This window comes from Desulfobulbus rhabdoformis (assembly GCF_016919065.1).
GTDB lineage: Bacteria > Desulfobacterota > Desulfobulbia > Desulfobulbales > Desulfobulbaceae > Desulfobulbus > Desulfobulbus rhabdoformis.
Map to the genome: position 1 here is coordinate 1 of NZ_JAFFQA010000049.1, position 15224 is coordinate 15224.

General features: G+C 58.2%; 19 protein-coding genes. 7 read left to right on the top strand and 12 right to left on the bottom strand.

The window, feature by feature from the left end; translation table 11 throughout:
* Window positions 1-112: 112 nt before the first annotated feature.
* The 5 genes from JWJ90_RS19050 to JWJ90_RS19070 are packed head-to-tail and all read right to left on the bottom strand — an operon-like array spanning window position 113 to window position 3633.
* The gene (locus JWJ90_RS19050; protein WP_205228828.1) at window positions 113-790 is read right to left on the bottom strand and encodes a T4 family baseplate hub assembly chaperone; all 678 of its coding nucleotides are present in this window, start codon (window positions 788-790) and stop codon (window positions 113-115) included.
* 15 nt (window positions 791-805) lie between these two features.
* Window positions 806-1252, bottom strand: coding sequence for a phage tail protein (locus JWJ90_RS19055; protein WP_227501130.1), 447 nt, complete (start codon window positions 1250-1252; stop codon window positions 806-808).
* Between the two features lie 30 nt (window positions 1253-1282).
* Entirely contained in the window at window positions 1283-2812 is a 1530-nt protein-coding gene (locus JWJ90_RS19060) for a phage tail sheath C-terminal domain-containing protein (RefSeq protein WP_205228829.1), read from the bottom strand.
* A gap of 2 nt (window positions 2813-2814) precedes the next feature.
* Entirely contained in the window at window positions 2815-3072 is a 258-nt protein-coding gene (locus tag JWJ90_RS19065) for a hypothetical protein (protein ID WP_205228830.1), read from the bottom strand.
* 12 nt (window positions 3073-3084) lie between these two features.
* The gene (locus tag JWJ90_RS19070; protein WP_049675250.1) at window positions 3085-3633 is read right to left on the bottom strand and encodes a hypothetical protein; all 549 of its coding nucleotides are present in this window, start codon (window positions 3631-3633) and stop codon (window positions 3085-3087) included.
* A gap of 184 nt (window positions 3634-3817) precedes the next feature.
* Here JWJ90_RS19070 and JWJ90_RS19075 point away from each other — a divergent pair, with 184 nt between their 5' ends.
* Genes JWJ90_RS19075 through JWJ90_RS19100 form a run of 6 tightly spaced genes read left to right on the top strand, consistent with a single transcriptional unit; the run spans window position 3818 to window position 9481 of the window.
* Window positions 3818-4426 (top strand): TetR/AcrR family transcriptional regulator, encoded by a 609-nt coding sequence (locus tag JWJ90_RS19075; RefSeq protein ID WP_205228831.1) that lies wholly within the window; start codon window positions 3818-3820, stop codon window positions 4424-4426.
* Window positions 4423-5574: an efflux RND transporter periplasmic adaptor subunit gene (locus JWJ90_RS19080; protein ID WP_205228832.1), complete on the top strand. Its 1152-nt coding sequence runs from the start codon at window positions 4423-4425 to the stop codon at window positions 5572-5574. Before JWJ90_RS19075 ends, JWJ90_RS19080 begins: the two co-directional genes overlap by 4 nt.
* Window positions 5571-6776 carry an ABC transporter permease gene (locus JWJ90_RS19085; protein ID WP_205228833.1) on the top strand — a complete coding sequence of 402 codons (1206 nt, stop codon included), beginning with the start codon at window positions 5571-5573 and terminating at the stop codon, window positions 6774-6776. The genes JWJ90_RS19080 and JWJ90_RS19085 overlap by 4 nt, the downstream gene beginning before the upstream one ends.
* Window position 6777: 1 nt before the next feature.
* Window positions 6778-7488 carry an ABC transporter ATP-binding protein gene (locus JWJ90_RS19090; RefSeq protein ID WP_005997848.1) on the top strand — a complete coding sequence of 237 codons (711 nt, stop codon included), beginning with the start codon at window positions 6778-6780 and terminating at the stop codon, window positions 7486-7488.
* 24 nt (window positions 7489-7512) lie between these two features.
* Window positions 7513-7974 carry a cytochrome c gene (locus JWJ90_RS19095; protein ID WP_205228834.1) on the top strand — a complete coding sequence of 154 codons (462 nt, stop codon included), beginning with the start codon at window positions 7513-7515 and terminating at the stop codon, window positions 7972-7974.
* Entirely contained in the window at window positions 7964-9481 is a 1518-nt protein-coding gene (locus JWJ90_RS19100; protein ID WP_205228835.1) for an efflux transporter outer membrane subunit, read from the top strand. The genes JWJ90_RS19095 and JWJ90_RS19100 overlap by 11 nt, the downstream gene beginning before the upstream one ends.
* On the opposite strand, the gene JWJ90_RS19105 is transcribed toward JWJ90_RS19100, so the two are convergent.
* From JWJ90_RS19105 to JWJ90_RS19135, 7 genes are read right to left on the bottom strand one after another with little or no spacing between them, the layout of a single operon-like run.
* Window positions 9451-9936 carry a phage virion morphogenesis protein gene (locus JWJ90_RS19105; RefSeq protein WP_045668309.1) on the bottom strand — a complete coding sequence of 162 codons (486 nt, stop codon included), beginning with the start codon at window positions 9934-9936 and terminating at the stop codon, window positions 9451-9453. The two genes, JWJ90_RS19100 and JWJ90_RS19105, sit on opposite strands and share 31 nt — an antisense overlap.
* On the bottom strand, window positions 9926-10285 hold the full coding sequence (locus JWJ90_RS19110; protein ID WP_039644726.1) for a hypothetical protein: 360 nt from the start codon (window positions 10283-10285) through the stop codon (window positions 9926-9928). Before JWJ90_RS19110 ends, JWJ90_RS19105 begins: the two co-directional genes overlap by 11 nt.
* Window positions 10272-10736: a hypothetical protein gene (locus tag JWJ90_RS19115; protein ID WP_028320579.1), complete on the bottom strand. Its 465-nt coding sequence runs from the start codon at window positions 10734-10736 to the stop codon at window positions 10272-10274. The genes JWJ90_RS19110 and JWJ90_RS19115 overlap by 14 nt, the downstream gene beginning before the upstream one ends.
* Window positions 10723-11082, bottom strand: a complete 360-nt coding sequence (locus tag JWJ90_RS19120; protein ID WP_011366970.1) for a hypothetical protein — start codon at window positions 11080-11082, stop codon at window positions 10723-10725. The genes JWJ90_RS19115 and JWJ90_RS19120 overlap by 14 nt, the downstream gene beginning before the upstream one ends.
* 18 nt (window positions 11083-11100) lie before the next feature.
* The gene (locus JWJ90_RS19125; protein ID WP_039644731.1) at window positions 11101-11964 is read right to left on the bottom strand and encodes an HK97-fold major capsid protein; all 864 of its coding nucleotides are present in this window, start codon (window positions 11962-11964) and stop codon (window positions 11101-11103) included.
* A gap of 18 nt (window positions 11965-11982) precedes the next feature.
* Entirely contained in the window at window positions 11983-12345 is a 363-nt protein-coding gene (locus tag JWJ90_RS19130; RefSeq protein ID WP_027182227.1) for a hypothetical protein, read from the bottom strand.
* A gap of 12 nt (window positions 12346-12357) precedes the next feature.
* Entirely contained in the window at window positions 12358-14766 is a 2409-nt protein-coding gene (locus JWJ90_RS19135; protein ID WP_205228836.1) for a DNA adenine methylase, read from the bottom strand.
* 228 nt (window positions 14767-14994) lie between these two features.
* On the opposite strand from JWJ90_RS19135, the gene JWJ90_RS19140 reads away from it, so the two are divergent.
* Complete coding sequence (locus tag JWJ90_RS19140; RefSeq protein ID WP_205228837.1) at window positions 14995-15204, top strand: helix-turn-helix domain-containing protein; 210 nt, start codon at window positions 14995-14997, stop codon at window positions 15202-15204.
* Window positions 15205-15224: the final 20 nt, after the last annotated feature.

The window sequence follows — 15224 nt, forward strand, 5'->3', positions numbered from 1 at the left end:
TCAAGCTGCCGCTCGAGGGCCTCGACGAACTGACGCCGGACCCTGAGCGGCAGCGAGCGGGTTTCCGACCAGCCCCAGTGCAGTCCGCCGTAAGCGAGAAAGAATGCGTCGCTTACAAGCGAACTCCGGGGAACAAAAAAGCCGGTTCGGCCTCCAGCCGGGTACGGATCTTGGTGCCGCAGCCATCGCATTCGGTCTCGACCGAGGTGTCGATTCCTGCGTCGACCCGCGACATCTCCTGCCGCAGCGCGTTGCGGTCGCGCATCGACATTTCCGCCAGGCTCTTCTTGGAGGGAGCCTTGCCGTCGATGTCGAGGACGCGGATGAGCATGGCCGAGGTGATGTTGGGCTCGCGCAGGCTGGCCAGACGCTTTTCCTTGTGGCCGTCGAGATATCCGAAGCGCACGTTTTTTTTCGAGCCGGGCAGCTTAAAGGCGAACTCCCGCTCCTCGCCGTAGGGGGTGACCTTGAGATCCTCGAGATTGATGGTCACGAAGTTGGTCATGCGGCAGGCGCTGTTCGGGCAGCTCAGCTCCAGTTCAACCTCGTCACCGAGGGAAATCTGGCGCAGGCGGACCAGGGCGAACAGCCGGTCACCCGAGAGCAGGTTCATCACCTCGGCGAGATCGGGATCGGTCTTCTCGCCCAGCCGGACGAAACAGTTGCGGAGCACCTGGTTGATCGCCTCTCCGGAACGGATCAGGCGCTGGTTGGTGAGCAGTTCTTCCTCGGCCCCGGTCATTTCCCGAAGCTCGAGTTCAGTGCCGCTTGGCAGTTCAAAGCTGTACATGGTCGATCCTCCGGTTTAGGTCCAGTATTGGAAGCAGATGGTGAGCTTCTCGATGGTGTTCTCGGTGTTGCCGCCTTCGAGCTCGTCGTATTCGAGCGCCTTCACCCAAGCCCCGTGCAGGGTCCAGCGGCGGGTCTCGTTGCCGGTGCGGTCGTAGCGGACAACGTCGATGTCGCGCATGTAGTCGGCCGGAAGGCCGCCGGTGACGGCGTTCACGTCCACCTGTTTCTTGATCCATTCGCGTGCCGCCTCGTCGGAGCCGTCCTGCAGTGTGCCTTTCTCGAGGGTGATGTCCTCGAACTTGACCCGCCCCGCCACCTTCTGGTCGAACATCGAACCGGCCGGGGCAAAGGCCACTTCCTCGAATTCTGTTTTGGGCTCCTGTCCCTTGTGGAACAGGGCCACGTCGAAGCCGTTTACCTCGATGGCGAACTGCCAGTTCTGGTAAAGGCTCTTAGGCATGTTTCCGCTTCTCATAGCCGTGTTCTCCCGTTAGATGATTTCTTTGAAGTCCGCGCCGGTGCTGGTCAGGATGAAGTTCAGCTCGATGAACTCCGCCGTCTTGGTCGGCTTGACGAACACGCGGGCCACCATTTCGTTGCGGTCGATGACCGCCGGGGTGTTGGTCTCCTCGTCGCACTGGAAAGCGAAGTCGTAGAGGCCACCCTTGTCCTTGATGTCCTGCAGGAAGGGGTTGATCAGGCGACCGAGGGCACGCCAGGTCTGGGGATGGTTCGGCTCGAACACCACGAAGCGGGAGGATTCCGAGATGGCTTCCTCCATGTACATCATCAGGCGGCGCACGTTGATGCGGTCCACGGCCGAGGGCTGGCTTTGCAGTGTCTTCTGGCCCCAGATGTTGATGCCGGTGTCGGGGAACACGGCGATGACGTTGACCCCTTCCGGATAGAGCACATCGCGCTCGCCACGGCTGGTCTTGTAGGCCAGGGAGAGCGTGTTGAAGATGCGGCCCCGGTCGATACCGGCGGGCGCGTTCCAGACGTTGGTCTTCTGGTCGCTGCGGGCGATGCAGCCCGCCACCGCGCCGCAGGGCGGCACCAGCTTCTTGCGCGAGTTGACCGGATCGCTGATCTCCAGCCAGGGGTAGTAGAGCGCCGCGTAGGAGGAGTTGAAGGCCGCGTGGCTGTACATCCCTTGTCCCTTGCGGAAGTCGACCGCTTCGAGCGGCTCCAGATGCATGGGCGTGTCGGCGATGAACAGCAGATCCTTGCGCCCTTCGGCATAGGCGATTCCGGCGTTGATTACCGGCACTGTGGTGACGCCGGGAACCAGCAGCAGGTTCAGGGCGTCGATCTCGTCAAAGCCATAGAGGCCGGTATGCTGCGAGGGATCGCCGATGAAATCGGCATCGGCCAGGTCGGTCAGCCCGTTGTCGCCGCCGGTGAGCGTGAACACGCCCAATGCCGGACGGTCGCTGGGCGTTCCCGACGCTGCTGCCATATCCTGGACCAGGATGAAATCCGAACGGTCGTTGATTGCCAGCTCCACATGATTCGGCAGCGTCTCGTCCATGCTCAGATCCTTGAATACCTCGACCACATCGCCTTTATGCCGAACCACCAGGTTGAAATGGTTGGCTGGGTCAAGGGAGCCATCCTCGATGGAAACGGAGAGCCGGTCCCCCCAGACGCCTTCGTTCACGGCCTCGATCCGCAGGGCGTCGGCGGGCGTCGCCTCCCGGTTCTGCAGCACGATGGAAGATTTGAGCGCCGTCAGGGTGTCCCGGTCGGTGGAGTCGGTGAGATGGGAGATGCGGGTGACGTAGAGGACCGATCCGCCGTTGTCGAAAAACGCCCGTGCGGCGTAGGCCAGATAGCTCTCGTTGATATAGGAGCCGAAACGGTTGATGAACTGCTCCCAGCTCGTCACCAGCACGGGCTTGTTGATCGGGCCTTTTTCGGCCACCCCGACCATGGCGGCCGACGAAGTCGAGATCTGCTTCACATAGAAACTGAAATCCGTTTCCCGGGTGTAAATCCCGGGCGATAGATAGGTCGGCATGGTTATTTCCTCCGCTTGCTGGTGGTCTTGGCCTCATCGGTTCCGGCGTCCTCGGTCGCCGTGGGCCTTTCCGGCTCCGGTTCCGCGCCGCCGGTCAGGTCGGTGATGCGCACCAGTCCGCGTTTTCCGGCGGTCTGGATCTCGGCGGAGAGGTCCTTGCGGGCGATGCTCTTGCGCTCTCGCGGTCCGAGGTGGAGGGTTCCCTGGCCGGAGAGGTTGAACGTCAGGGGTTGGAACTGCAGGTTTCTGATCTCGATCACGGTTGTTCTCCTTTACGGTTGAATGGTTCGTTGCTCTGTCACGTCGCCGTGAAACTGGAAGGTCCGGTCCCGGATTAGCCGACCGTCGCGCAGGTCGCCGTCGTACACCGGGCAGGATTCGATGCGGATGCGTCCGGAGCTTTGCCGGAGGTTGGAGAGGTTCACCCGGGCCAGGCCGCCCAGAGGAACCAGTTCGGTAAGGTTCAGGCTGCCCTGGTCGGCGATGGCGATCTCCGGGTAAAGCTGGAGGAACCGCGACACCGACTCGTGAAACCCGAGCAGTTCGGCCTCTCGGTCCACGGTCACCACCAGGTCGAAATCGAGGTGATAGAGCCGGGGAAACCGGCACTCCTCGAAACTCAGCTCCGCGACATTCTTCTCGAACAGGCGGCTCTGGCTGCGGCGGAAACGGTCTTCCGCCAGCTTCGGCCCCTGGAGGATGACGCTGGGGGTACGCTGGACCTCGAACAGGTCATCCGGGAACACCAGCACGGTGTCCGAGTGGATGGCCTGCTTGGCCAGGCGGATCAGGGTTTCTGTGACGGTCTGTATCGTGCTCAAGGGACGCCTCCGTTTTCTGCCTGGTTACTTACCGGAAGCGCTGGCGATGTGTCGGAGGCTCAGAGCGGAGGGTACTGCGGAGGGGCTCTTTCTTCAGCATCAACAGTTTTTCAAAAAAACTGTTGACAAATCCCGTACAAGGAATAAAGATAGTAATTAATTACTCACTTTCATGGAGGCTTATATGAACTCATCAAACAAACATCTTCCGGCTGAGGAACGACGGGCAGTGACGGTAGAGGCGGTGGTCGAGTTGGCTGGTGAACAGAACCCGAGCGAGATTACCACGGCTGCCATAGCCAAACGCATGGGACTGACCCAGGGCGCTCTTTTTCGTCATTTCCCAAACAAGGATGCCATCTTACAAGCTGTTATGGAATGGGTGGCCGAACGATTAATGTCCCGCATTGAAAAAGCAGTTCATGCAGAGCCCTCTCCTCTTGCCGCACTCGAAAGCATGTTTATGGCGCATGTGGACTTTATAACAGAGCACCCCGGTATTCCCCGTATGTTGTTTGGTGAATTGCAAAGATCTGAGGAAACCGCGCCCAAGCGGATGGCGCAAACGCTCATCCGCCGTTATGGGGAGCGCCTCAATCGTTTGTTTGAACAAGGAAAGGCCTGCGGTGAGCTTGATGGGAAACTTGATAACGAGGCTGCGGCCACGCTCTTCATCGGCACTATTCAAGGATTGGTCATGCAATCGTTGATAGCTGGAGATGTCAGCCATATGCGTCGCAATGCACCGAAAGTTTTTGCCATCTATCAACGGGGCATCAGGAGTGCATCATGAAAAAATTGCCCTTCCAAAAACGTACCTTGGCGCTGATAGCTGTGCTTTTTCCTCTGCTTGCGCTTTTTGTCTATGTGGCCTTGCGTTCGGGGCCGCTTGCTCCGGTATCAGTTGTATTAGCCACCGTCGAGAACAAGAGCATCTCACCGAAACTATTCGGCATCGGAACCATTGAGGCTCGTTACACCTACAAAATTGGCCCAACGTTTGCGGGGCGAGTCAAACGCTTGGACGTACACGTAGGTGAGCGTGTCAAGGCCGGGCAAGTGCTTGGCGAAATGGACCCGGTCGACCTTGATGAACGTATCAGGGCTCAAGATGCCACGCTGAAACGTGCAAACGCTCAGTTAAACGAAGCGCAGGCGCGTAAGGATTATGCGCAGACACAGGCTTTACGTTACGAGCATTTACTTAAAGCGCGGTCCACCAGTGAGGAAGTGGTAGCCACTAAACAACAAGACCTCTTGGTTGCGAAAGCAGGGCTGACTGCGGCGCGAGAGGAACTATCTCGTGTACGTGCAGAACGAGAGGCATTAGAGGCGCAGCGCAGCAATTTGTCTCTGGTTGCGCCAGTTGACGGCTTGGTCGTTTCGCGTGATGCCGACCCGGGAACCACCGTGGTTGCAGGTCAGGCTGTCGTAGAGCTGATCGACCCGAGCACACTGTGGGTCAATGTCCGCTTCGATCAAATTCGTGCGCGAGGTCTCGCCGCAGGCTTATCAGCCCAGATCACATTACGTTCTCAGGCAGGTGAGCTGCAGGCTGGACGTGTACTGAGAGTCGAACCCCTGGCAGACGCGGTAACGGAAGAAACACTGGCCAAGGTTGTCTTCGATCAAATTCCTGATCCGCTGCCACCTATCGGCGAACTTGCCGAAATCACTATTTCCTTACCGACACTTGCGGCAACACCGGTTGTCCCAAATGCCGCTATCCATCATAAGGATAGCAGACTGGGCGTGTGGCAGGTCACTAATGGCGATCTTCGCTTTACAGCAGTTTCACTGGGGATTGCCGATTTGGAGGGTCGTGTTCAAATACGAGAAGGGCTCAAGGTTGGTGACCAAGTAGTGGCCTACAGCGAAAACGCCCTGAATGAGCATAGCCGGATTCACGTCGTTGACCATATTCCGGGGGTGACGCAATGATCAGCTTGGCAGGACGCGACATCATGCACTCCTGGGGTAAGTTCGTCTTCACCGGTATGGGTCTTGGGCTACTCATCGGCATCACACTGTCTATGGCAGGGATTTATCGTGGCATGGTGGATGATGCCAAAGTGTTGCTCGACAATAGCGGTGCTGATCTCTGGGTGGTACAGAAGGACACTCTTGGTCCCTACGCTGAGTCATCAAGTCTCTACGATGATATCTGGCGCGGGATTCGAGGCATGCCGGGGGTGGAGCGGGCGGCAAACATCACTTATCTCACCATGCAGGTGGGAAAACAAGATGGTGACGTACGTGCCATGGTTACTGGCGTCACTCCTGGAGAACCTGGGACACCCGGGTGGCCGCCATATCTAGTCGCGGGTCGCCAGATTACTCGGAGTCATTACGAGGCCGTCGCCGACATAGCTTCCGGATTTAAACTTGGCGACCGAATCCAGATCCGCCGCAATCACTACACCATAGTCGGCCTGACCAGAAGGATGGTCTCTTCCAATGGCGACCCGATGGTGTTCATTCCTCTTAAAGACGCCCAGGAAGCACAGTTTCTCAAAGATAATGACGCCATCCGAGAGCAGCGTCGACGCACGGCCGAGAACCCTGCTTTCAACAGACCCGGAGTGCCAGGCCTGCTCGATGCGGTTATTGCCTCGCAAAGCACCAACCCCTACGTCAATGCGGTTTTGGTGCGGGTTGAACCGGGCCATGCCCCGGAAGAAATCGCTGAGTCGATCCGCCGCTGGAAGCGCTTAACCGTCTATACCCGCAGCCAGATGGAGGAGATTTTGGTTGGTAAGCTGATCGCTACCTCCGCCAGACAGATCTTCATGTTTCTGGTGATCCTTTCGATTGTCAGCTCCGCCATTGTGGCCTTCATCATCTACACACTGACACTCGGGAAAATTCGTGAAATTGCTGTCTTAAAACTGATTGGCACTAAAAATCGCACCATTGTCGGTTTGATCATGCAACAGTCCATCGCTTTAGGTTTGATCGGCTTTGTGGTGGGTAAGATTTCGGCAACGTTATTGATGGCGCCAATCTTTCCCAAATATGTGCTGCTGCAACCACTCGACTCCGTTATGGGTTTTATCGCCGTGGTTATGATCTGCGTACTGTCGAGCATTATCGCCATTCGTGCCGCGCTCAGAGTCGATCCGGCCGAAGCCATAGGGGGCTGACATGACTGCTAAAGGTATTCGTATCCAGGGGTTAAAAAAGCGTTATGGAAGTGGCGATACCGCCGTTGATGCCCTAAAGACCGTCGACATGCACGTTGCGCCGGGCGAGGTCGTTGGACTGATAGGTCCTTCTGGATCTGGCAAAACCACGCTCCTTAAATGTTTGGGAGCGGTGATCGAGCCGACCGCCGGAAAAATGATACTCGGAGATGACGTCATTTATGATGACGGCTGGAAGGTCAAAGATCTTCGTGCCTTGCGGCGGGACCGGATAGGCTTTGTATTCCAAGCACCTTATCTGATTCCTTTCCTCGATGTCACCGACAACGTAGCACTTCTGCCCATGCTGGCGGGAATGCCAAATGCCGAGGCGCGTAAACGGGCAATAGGATTGTTTAAAGCGCTTGATGTGGAGCATCGCGCCAAGGCCATGCCATCTCAACTCTCTGGTGGAGAACAGCAACGAGTGGCTATTGCACGTGGCTTGGTGAATCGTCCCCCGGTAATACTGGCCGATGAACCGACCGCTCCGCTTGATAGTGAGCGCGCCCTGGCCGTAATCCGGATCTTGAACGATATGGCCAAAAAATTCGAGACCGCCATTATTGTCGTCACCCACGATGAAAAAATCATTCCCACCTTCAAACGCATATATCACATCCGTGACGGGGTAACCTATGAAGAAGAAGGCGAAGGACGTGGTTTCGAATGAGATCAATACAGAAAGGTATTCAGAATGACAAAAGACGTCTGGCTTAAACGAGTCGCATTGGTTGTGCTCATGACTATTGTAACCGCAATCAGTTCTGCAACGTGGGCCGAAGAGAACGATAGTGCAGTCAAAGCGCTCTCGCTGAGAAATATAATGCAGGAATTGAGCAATAACATGCAGATAGTGACTGATGCCATTTCCAGAGAGGACTGGGAACAGGTGGCGGGAACTGCGTCGCAGATTGCCAAACATCCACAGCCGCCGATAGCAGAGAAGATGCGCATTTTAGGTTTTGCAGGTTCCAATGTGAGCAAATTCAAAAGTTTTGACGAGCAGACACATCAAGCCGCAAAGGAATTAGAAGAAATCGCCATGAGAAAAGACGGTAAAGGGGTGATAGCACAGTTCGCAACACTCCAAAAAAGTTGTCTCGCTTGTCACCAGAGTTTTAGAAAAACATTCAAGGAGCATTTTTATGGGAAATAATAATATGGTTGTTCATTATGCTCTAATAGGAATGTGTCTTCTGACGTTGGCAGGATGTGCTGTTGGGCCTGACTTCCAGCGCCCGGCACCCCCTGATGTGATTGGTTATACTCCCACCCCGCTGGCTACAAATTTGAATTCCTCCCCTACCACGCTGGGTGATCCACAAAACATTATTAAGGCAGAACGACTAACAAAACATTGGTGGCGAGCGATGGGTGCCGACAAACTAGACATGCTCATCAGCGAGGCCCTGGAACGTAATCCAACCCTGATGGCGGCAGAGGCTACTTTGCGTCAGGCGCAGGAACTTTACGCGGCGAGGGCTGGTTCGACGCTTTATCCACAATTAGAGGGCAACTTGGGTGGCCAGCGCCAACGCTTCAATCCTGGAACATTAGGACAAACCGGAGAAGCACGGGAATTCAGTCTCTACAACGCTGGCGTGGGTGTTCGCTATACATTTGATCTGGCCGGGGGCAATCGTAGGGCGTTGGAAGCTCTGGCTGCCCGGAGCGATTATCAGCAGTTTCAATTGGAAGGCGCTCGTTTGACATTGGTGGCAAATATCGTCACAACGGCCATCACTCAGGCAAGCCTGAAAAGGCAGACTGAAATTATAGAAAACATCTTGAAATCGCAGGAAAACCAACTCGAACTAACCCGGGAACGCATTCGTCTTGGTCATGGAGAACCGGACGATGCGTTAGTCCTGCAGACACAGTTGGAGCAAACGCGCGCCAAACTGCCGCCGTTACGTTATCAACTTCAACAAAACGAACATTTTTTGGCCGTTCTTGTGGGTAAAGCTCCAGGAGAGAGCTTGTTGCCGTCGTTTACCTTGGAGGATTTCACCTTGCCGCCGGAGTTGCCATTGTTAATTCCCTCTGAACTGGTGCGTGCAAGGCCGGATATTCTCGGTGCTGAAGCGTTGCTGCATGCCTCTAATGCAGAATACGGGGTCGCAATATCGAAACTATATCCCCAACTCAACCTTAGTGCCGATCTTGGATCGCAGGCACTGACGACCGGTGCGTTATTCGGCGGTGGTTCTGCTGTTTGGAGTCTGGTGGGGCAGCTGACACAACCCCTGTTCAATCCAGGCTTGCCCGCTGAAAAGAGAGCAGCTCTCGCCGCTTTCGATGCGGCTGCTGCAAACTACCAGTCCGTTGTTCTGGAAGCTCTTCGCAACGTAGCTGATGTACTGAGGGCATTGGAGAATGATTCAAAAAGGCTGGAGGCTCTTTCTGCCGCTGATTCCGCTTCAGGGAAGTCTCTAGAGTCGACACAGCGTCGGTATAGGCTTGGAACTGCAAGCTATTACGATCTGCTTATTGCACAGCAGCAACGGCTTCAAACCGAACTCGATCTGACAGAAGGCCAGGCAAAACGGCTGGTCAACACTGCCGCTTTTTACCAGGCGATGGGCGGCGGATTAAATGGCATTACCGGAAGCGCTGGCGATGTGTCGGAGGCTCAAAGCGCGGAGCGGATCGCCTCGCGATAGTTCTGGAGGATCTGCTCGCGGTACTTCTCCATCACCGGATGCAGAAAGGGTCTGGCGGGGATGACGATGGTCGCGCCGTTCGGATGTTTGATGGTGGCTCCGTACTCCATGACTGCACCGATGTTCACCATGTCTTCCCCGTCCTTGTTGACGGTGCCGCGCAGCAGGCCGACAAACGCCTTGTCGGCCATGATCTTCTGGGTGATGGCATTGACCAGAAAGCCGGTGTCGATGAGCGCCTTGCTGGAGCCTTTGCGCTCGATGGTGCTCTCGGCGAGTTTCACGAAGGGCTGTCCGCCCGGGGCCTGGGAGCGAATCCCCCGCTGGATCTCGCGCACCAGAAAAAGGGCGTTACGGATCGTGGCCTGACGCAGGGCCGTGGCCAGGCGCGGCCCCATGCCGGTGGTCAGCTTGGCGCGGGCCTTGTCCCAGTCACCGGTCCGCCTAACGCCCATTGAGTTTCACCAGTTGCAGGTTTTTGTGGGTGACGGTGCCGAAGAAGTGTTCTTCCTCCACACTCTGTATGCGATAGGTTTCCCTGTCGGTGGCCAGGCGGTCTTCACCCCGGACGTCGGCATCCGGAAGGACACAGGCAAGCGCGTCGATCTTGCCGCTCAGCTCCTCCGGCGGGGTTTCGTTCAGTTCGAGGGGGATGACGGAGATTTCCGTGTATTCGGCATCGTCGGTGCCGTAGAGCCGCTCGCCGGGAACCACGCGCAGAACCCGTGTGGTCTGACCCGAGGAGAGGATCAGCCGGGCGACGTCGGCCACGGCTTCGGCGCGTTCCCGGTCATTCAACAACATCGAGATCGATCCCTTGTTCGTAGATGACCGGCGTAAGGCCGCTCGGGGTCAGGATGTAGGCTTCCTGATCGAGCTGGGTGGCCGGACGCAGCTCGGTGAGCCGCTGCCGGTAGTCGGCGAGCAGATCGGCCTCGAGCTTGGCCCAGTGGCCGGGCTGGCCGGTTTTGTCCACCCGCTTGTCACCGCTGGAAAAGGAGAAGGCGTTGGCGGTGGCCGAACGCATGACCTGGCAGGCGTGGATCTGCGCCATGATCACCAGGAGCTCGCGGACCTCGCCGGTGGGATCGGGGGTGATCTCTCCGACCGTGATCGTCAGCGATTGGTCGAGGTCGCGGCCAACCCGGAAAACGGCTTTCCGGACGCATCTCTCCAGAGTCTGGTCCTCGAAGAGAGATGCGCCCGGATCGGACAGGTCGAGCCGCAGGTCGGCGATCAGGTCACTCAGCAGCACCTTGCAGGCCCTCCAGACGGCTCTTGAGCGCGTCGATCACCGTGCGGCGTTTTTCGGTTTCCATGTAGCCTTTGAGGGTTTCCGGATTGGCTTCCTCATTGACCTTGGAGATGGCGTCGGTGGCGGAGAGTTTGCTCAGGTCCACCGGTTCCGCGTCCTGGTCGGGCTCTGGAGGGGCGAGCGGTTCCTGCTTCGGTTTGTCGGCCATGGCCAGGCGGCCGTTCTTGAGCGCCGCCTGGATCTGCTTGGTGAGGCGTTCCACCTCGACCACCTGGCCGGGCTTGAGTTTCAGCCCGGCGTCGGGGATCACCAGAACGCCGGGACGGATGTTCTTGATTCGATTCATCTCACGTCACCTCCCGGATTACGGAACCAGTTTGACCTTGGCCATGATGTCGGGGCGGGTAATGCCCTGGCCGATTTCGGACCACACCAGCCAGCCGGTCTTGAAGCGGGTCTTCTGATCGATGGACTCCGTCTTCAGGTTTTCGCGCACCGGCATCTTTCCGACCTCTTCATCCGGGACGATGATGATCTCGTCCAGCGGCATGGAGGCGGTCAGCAGAATGCCGCCGGTGCCGTAGTTCTTGATGACCCCCTTCTGGCGCAGCTCGAGCTTGGTCTGGGGATCGAGGTTCCAGCCGCGCATGTCGTTGAACCGGCGGCCGCGCATGACGATGTACTTCACCGACAGCTCCAGGTCCTCGATGATCGAGATGGCCTCGTTCAGGGCATCCTCGGTCAGCAGGTCGCCGGTGACCTCGATGGTGTTGGCCGCCTGGATGGCCGAGGAGAGCACCGAGATGGTGCGGCGGTCCATCTCCTTGCGGATGGCGTCGGCGGCGCTGGTCTGGATGTCCATCAGCGTGCCGATGTTGCCGTTCTTGAGGACGGACACGTCCACCATCGGATTGGAGTGGATGCGGTTGGTGGGGAACTCGACTTCGTCCTTGCCCACCTCCTGCTCCTGGGCGTCGCCGTCCTTGCTGATCCAGTGGGCCTTGACGGTCGGTTTCTTCTGGTAAACCGGACGTTCGCCCTTTGGCAGCGTGTGCTTGGTGAGCAGCAGCGAGGAGATCTCCTTGCGCTTGATCTCTTGTTCGATGGGCGCGGCAATGGCGGCGGCAAGCGCTCGCATGCCTTCGGGCGACTCGAGAGCCTCGCTCATGAGCCGCGCCATGGTTTCCATGTATTCCTGGGAATGGATCTTCAACTGATTGGTTTTCATGTGCGTTGGCTCCTTGGGTTATACGAGCAGGCGGAATTTGAGGACGCCGCTCTGTACGGAAATGGCGTGGGCGACGACGTGCTCTCCGGCCGCGACGCCGTTGGTCAGGCGACCGCTCGCCGAAACTTTCAGGTCGTCTCCGGCGACGACGGTCCCTTCGAAGGCGTCGGTCTCGTAGACGCCGCCGTCACAGTAAATGCCGGGCATTTCGCCACCGGCGTAGTCCTTGATCAGGATGCCGAAGGAGCGCTTGGTGGGATCGGTGTTGACGGCGAACAGGTCGTCGCCGACCACGCGGACCACCTGGCCGAGTTGGCCGTCGCCCTGGATGTGGCCGTCGCCATAGGCGAGGCTGCGGTGACACGGATTGATGAATGACATGGTGTTTCCTCCTTATGCGTTGATTTCCGAGTGTTCGGGAGAGTCCTCGCCGACACGGTTGCGGTAAGCGGCCATGAACCCGTCGCGCAGGCGGTCCTCGAGCGATACCTTGCGGTCGTCCACATCGTGGGGCCGGACACCGGCGTCGCTGCGCAGCGGGGTTTCCGTCGATGCCTTGGCGGCGGGCTTGCCGCCCTGGTCGCTGTCGGTGGGTTTCTCTTCCTTGTCCTTGTCAGCTTTGGCCGATTTGGGCAGGCGTTCGTAAGCGGCCTCGGTGGCGGCGAAGGCTTCGTCGGACAGTTCGGCCAGGCGTTTCAGTTCGGCTTCCCGGTCCTCCTCGGAAGCGAAAGAGAGTCCCTGCTTTTCCAGCCGGGTGAGCAGCTTCTTGGCCCGGGAGCGGCAGGCGACCGCCTTTTGTTCGGCTTCCAGTTCCTGGACTCGTTTCTGCAGCTCGGCCACCTGGGCTTTGAGCTGCCGGTTTTCCTTTTCCAGGTCGGAAACGCGGGCAGGATCGCCTTCCTGCTGGGCCGGTTTCTTCTTGGCCGCGTCAGATTCAGTCTTGGCGGCCGGTTCATCGGTAGGTTTGGTTTTGTCTTCCATCGTGAAATCTCCTTCGGGTTGGGATTGGTCGGGCTGGCTCTGAAGGGACGCCACCTGCAGAATCCTGGCGTTCTCGTCCGCGCCTTTGCGGTCGAGCAGTCCCAGTCCGGTGAAAGTGACGCCGTGCAGAATCTCGAAAACGGGTTGGCCGTTGAAATCACGGCCCTTGAATTTGCGCAGGTGTGTGCAGTAGTCGGCCTTGTTCTGGAAGCGCTTGTGGCAGACCGAACATTCGCCTTCCTGGTAGTCGCACTCCATGGAGACTTGGGAGATGATCCCGCGCTTCATCAGCTTGTAGGCCAGCCGGGCGGCCGGGGTGTCGTGGACGTACAGCTCGCCGACGCATTCCACGCGGCCGCCGTTGTCGTCCTCCAGGTAGTCGGCGGCGACGATGCCACCGACGATGTCGTTGAACTCCTGCGAATGCTGCAGATCGACCTTCTTGTTCACGGCCGTCATGTGCCGACCGGACAACTCCTCAGCGGTGAAGTGGTCGCCGTTCTTGTTGGTCCCGGTGCGGCAGAGCACGAAGCTGAACTGAGGGTCGCCCGCCGAGCCGACATCCATGGCCTCGGTCGCGAGGCGTTCGCCTTCACCCAGCCGGATGTCCACGGGAATGCTGGTGTGAAAGTTCGCTGCGGCGGCCATCGGAACGGGTTTCTCCTCCCGCTCGGCGCTGGCCTTGGCCCCGGGAGCGCAGACGAACAGACGCTCCTTGGCATTGGAAGCCTCGCCGTGCTTGGAGGTGATGGCGTAGTGGTGATCCTTGGACTTCATCCGGCTCTGTTTGCCGAAGGAGCCGATGATCCGCTTCATCTCCTGCTCGTTGGGATAGGCGTGATCGCGGTAGGAGATCAGCCAGTTCGGGATGTGTTTGGCGTTGCCGAGAAAGGTCTGGAAGAACTCGCTGGCGTTGGCCTTGGTGACGGTCTTGTGGTCGGTCTCGTAGTACTTGACCTTGGTGTCGGCCTTGATTTCGAGCCCTTCCCAATAGGTCATGAGCCCCTCCACGAAGTGGTAGGCCCGCTCGTAGTTGGTGGTCGAAAACTCGGTGGCGTAAGGCGGGTCGAAGTAGGCCAGATCCGCCTTGGCTTTCGGCAGCAGGTCGTTGATGTCCTGCCGGTGCGCCTTGTTCTCCTTGTCGTTGTCGAAGACCAGGGCGTTGATGCGCTGCAGGTTCTTGCGCAGACGATCCTTGAACTCGTCGGGGGTGTCCTGGCGGCGGCCATAATCGGTGGACGACGAGAAGTGGCCGAAGCCGCCCTTGCCGCTCATGCAGGTTTTGCCGAGGCCGAACAGGGCGATGTCTTTCTTGAAGCCGGAGAGCTTGTCGCAGTTGGCGCGGATGGTGTCGATCAGCGCATGGACGCCCTTGGCGAAGAAAATGCCCTTGAAGTTGTCCTGGACGAAGCTGCCCGCCTTGGCGTTGTCGGCCAGAAGCGCTTCGATCTCGTCCTCGCTCAGGCGAACCGAGTTGTTCTCGATGATCGCCTTGGCGGCATGGTGGCAGTAGCGGAGCCGGTCGTTGGCGATGACCTGCAGGCCCTTGGTCTTGTACATGTAGGCCACGACCGCAGATCCCGAAAAGGCGTCCAGCACCGTGCCAGTGCCTTCCGGGGTATGCTTCCAGATCCAGTCGACGAGCTTCTGCTTACTGCCGATGTAGTTGGTGATGTACTTGGGGCGCTTCTCGGGAGGGAGCTCTTCAGGAGCGGGCTGTTCGGCGGCCTCGGTCCCGAGCGCATCGGGATCGAGAGTCAGCGCCGCATCGGCCTCCAGTAGAAACGCCAGCCTTTCCAGGTCTGTGGCGAACAGTTCCATCAACGTCTCCGGTCAGTTTGCTGTGCTCTCCGCGACCTGCGGGGAGCGTTCAGCGGTTACTTACCGGAAGCGTCGGCGATGTGTCGGAGGGTGACGGTGAATTTCAGCGGGCGGAGTCCGGCCGGGAATTTCCTGGAAGTCGCCGAGATTTGGCTTGAAAGTCGGTCTGCTATTCGTTATCTTGTGTTATCATGTTTTATTACGGAATCCAAAGAAGCGGTGACTGACATGGAACCACAAGACAAATGGCTGACTATCGAAGAGCTTTCCGGCTATCTGAAGATGAGCCGCAGCAAGCTCTATCAGATGGCGCAGAAAGGCGAGCTGCCCGGTTCCAAGATCGGAACCCAGTGGCGGTTTGATCGGGACGAGGTTGACGACTGGATGAAAAGCCTTCGACAGACGGCACCGCAAAAGGCATCGGCCAACAATGGATAGCCACAATAAAGAGGGATTCC

Excerpts from the sequence above, each read along its gene's own strand:
- JWJ90_RS19105 (WP_045668309.1), bottom strand. The coding sequence starts at position 9,936 with ATGGGCGTTAGGCGGACCGGTGACTGGGACAAGGCCCGCGCCAAGCTG.
- JWJ90_RS19095 (WP_205228834.1), top strand. The coding sequence starts at position 7,513 with ATGACAAAAGACGTCTGGCTTAAACGAGTCGCATTGGTTGTGCTCATG.
- JWJ90_RS19135 (WP_205228836.1), bottom strand. The coding sequence starts at position 14,766 with ATGGAACTGTTCGCCACAGACCTGGAAAGGCTGGCGTTTCTACTGGAG.
- JWJ90_RS19130 (WP_027182227.1), bottom strand. The coding sequence starts at position 12,345 with ATGTCATTCATCAATCCGTGTCACCGCAGCCTCGCCTATGGCGACGGC.
- JWJ90_RS19090 (WP_005997848.1), top strand. The coding sequence starts at position 6,778 with ATGACTGCTAAAGGTATTCGTATCCAGGGGTTAAAAAAGCGTTATGGA.
- JWJ90_RS19110 (WP_039644726.1), bottom strand. The coding sequence starts at position 10,285 with ATGTTGTTGAATGACCGGGAACGCGCCGAAGCCGTGGCCGACGTCGCC.
- JWJ90_RS19120 (WP_011366970.1), bottom strand. The coding sequence starts at position 11,082 with ATGAATCGAATCAAGAACATCCGTCCCGGCGTTCTGGTGATCCCCGAC.
- JWJ90_RS19050 (WP_205228828.1), bottom strand. The coding sequence starts at position 790 with ATGTACAGCTTTGAACTGCCAAGCGGCACTGAACTCGAGCTTCGGGAA.
- JWJ90_RS19060 (WP_205228829.1), bottom strand. The coding sequence starts at position 2,812 with ATGCCGACCTATCTATCGCCCGGGATTTACACCCGGGAAACGGATTTC.
- JWJ90_RS19080 (WP_205228832.1), top strand. The coding sequence starts at position 4,423 with ATGAAAAAATTGCCCTTCCAAAAACGTACCTTGGCGCTGATAGCTGTG.
- JWJ90_RS19085 (WP_205228833.1), top strand. The coding sequence starts at position 5,571 with ATGATCAGCTTGGCAGGACGCGACATCATGCACTCCTGGGGTAAGTTC.
- JWJ90_RS19140 (WP_205228837.1), top strand. The coding sequence starts at position 14,995 with ATGGAACCACAAGACAAATGGCTGACTATCGAAGAGCTTTCCGGCTAT.
- JWJ90_RS19075 (WP_205228831.1), top strand. The coding sequence starts at position 3,818 with ATGAACTCATCAAACAAACATCTTCCGGCTGAGGAACGACGGGCAGTG.
- JWJ90_RS19100 (WP_205228835.1), top strand. The coding sequence starts at position 7,964 with ATGGGAAATAATAATATGGTTGTTCATTATGCTCTAATAGGAATGTGT.
- JWJ90_RS19055 (WP_227501130.1), bottom strand. The coding sequence starts at position 1,252 with ATGCCTAAGAGCCTTTACCAGAACTGGCAGTTCGCCATCGAGGTAAAC.
- JWJ90_RS19125 (WP_039644731.1), bottom strand. The coding sequence starts at position 11,964 with ATGAAAACCAATCAGTTGAAGATCCATTCCCAGGAATACATGGAAACC.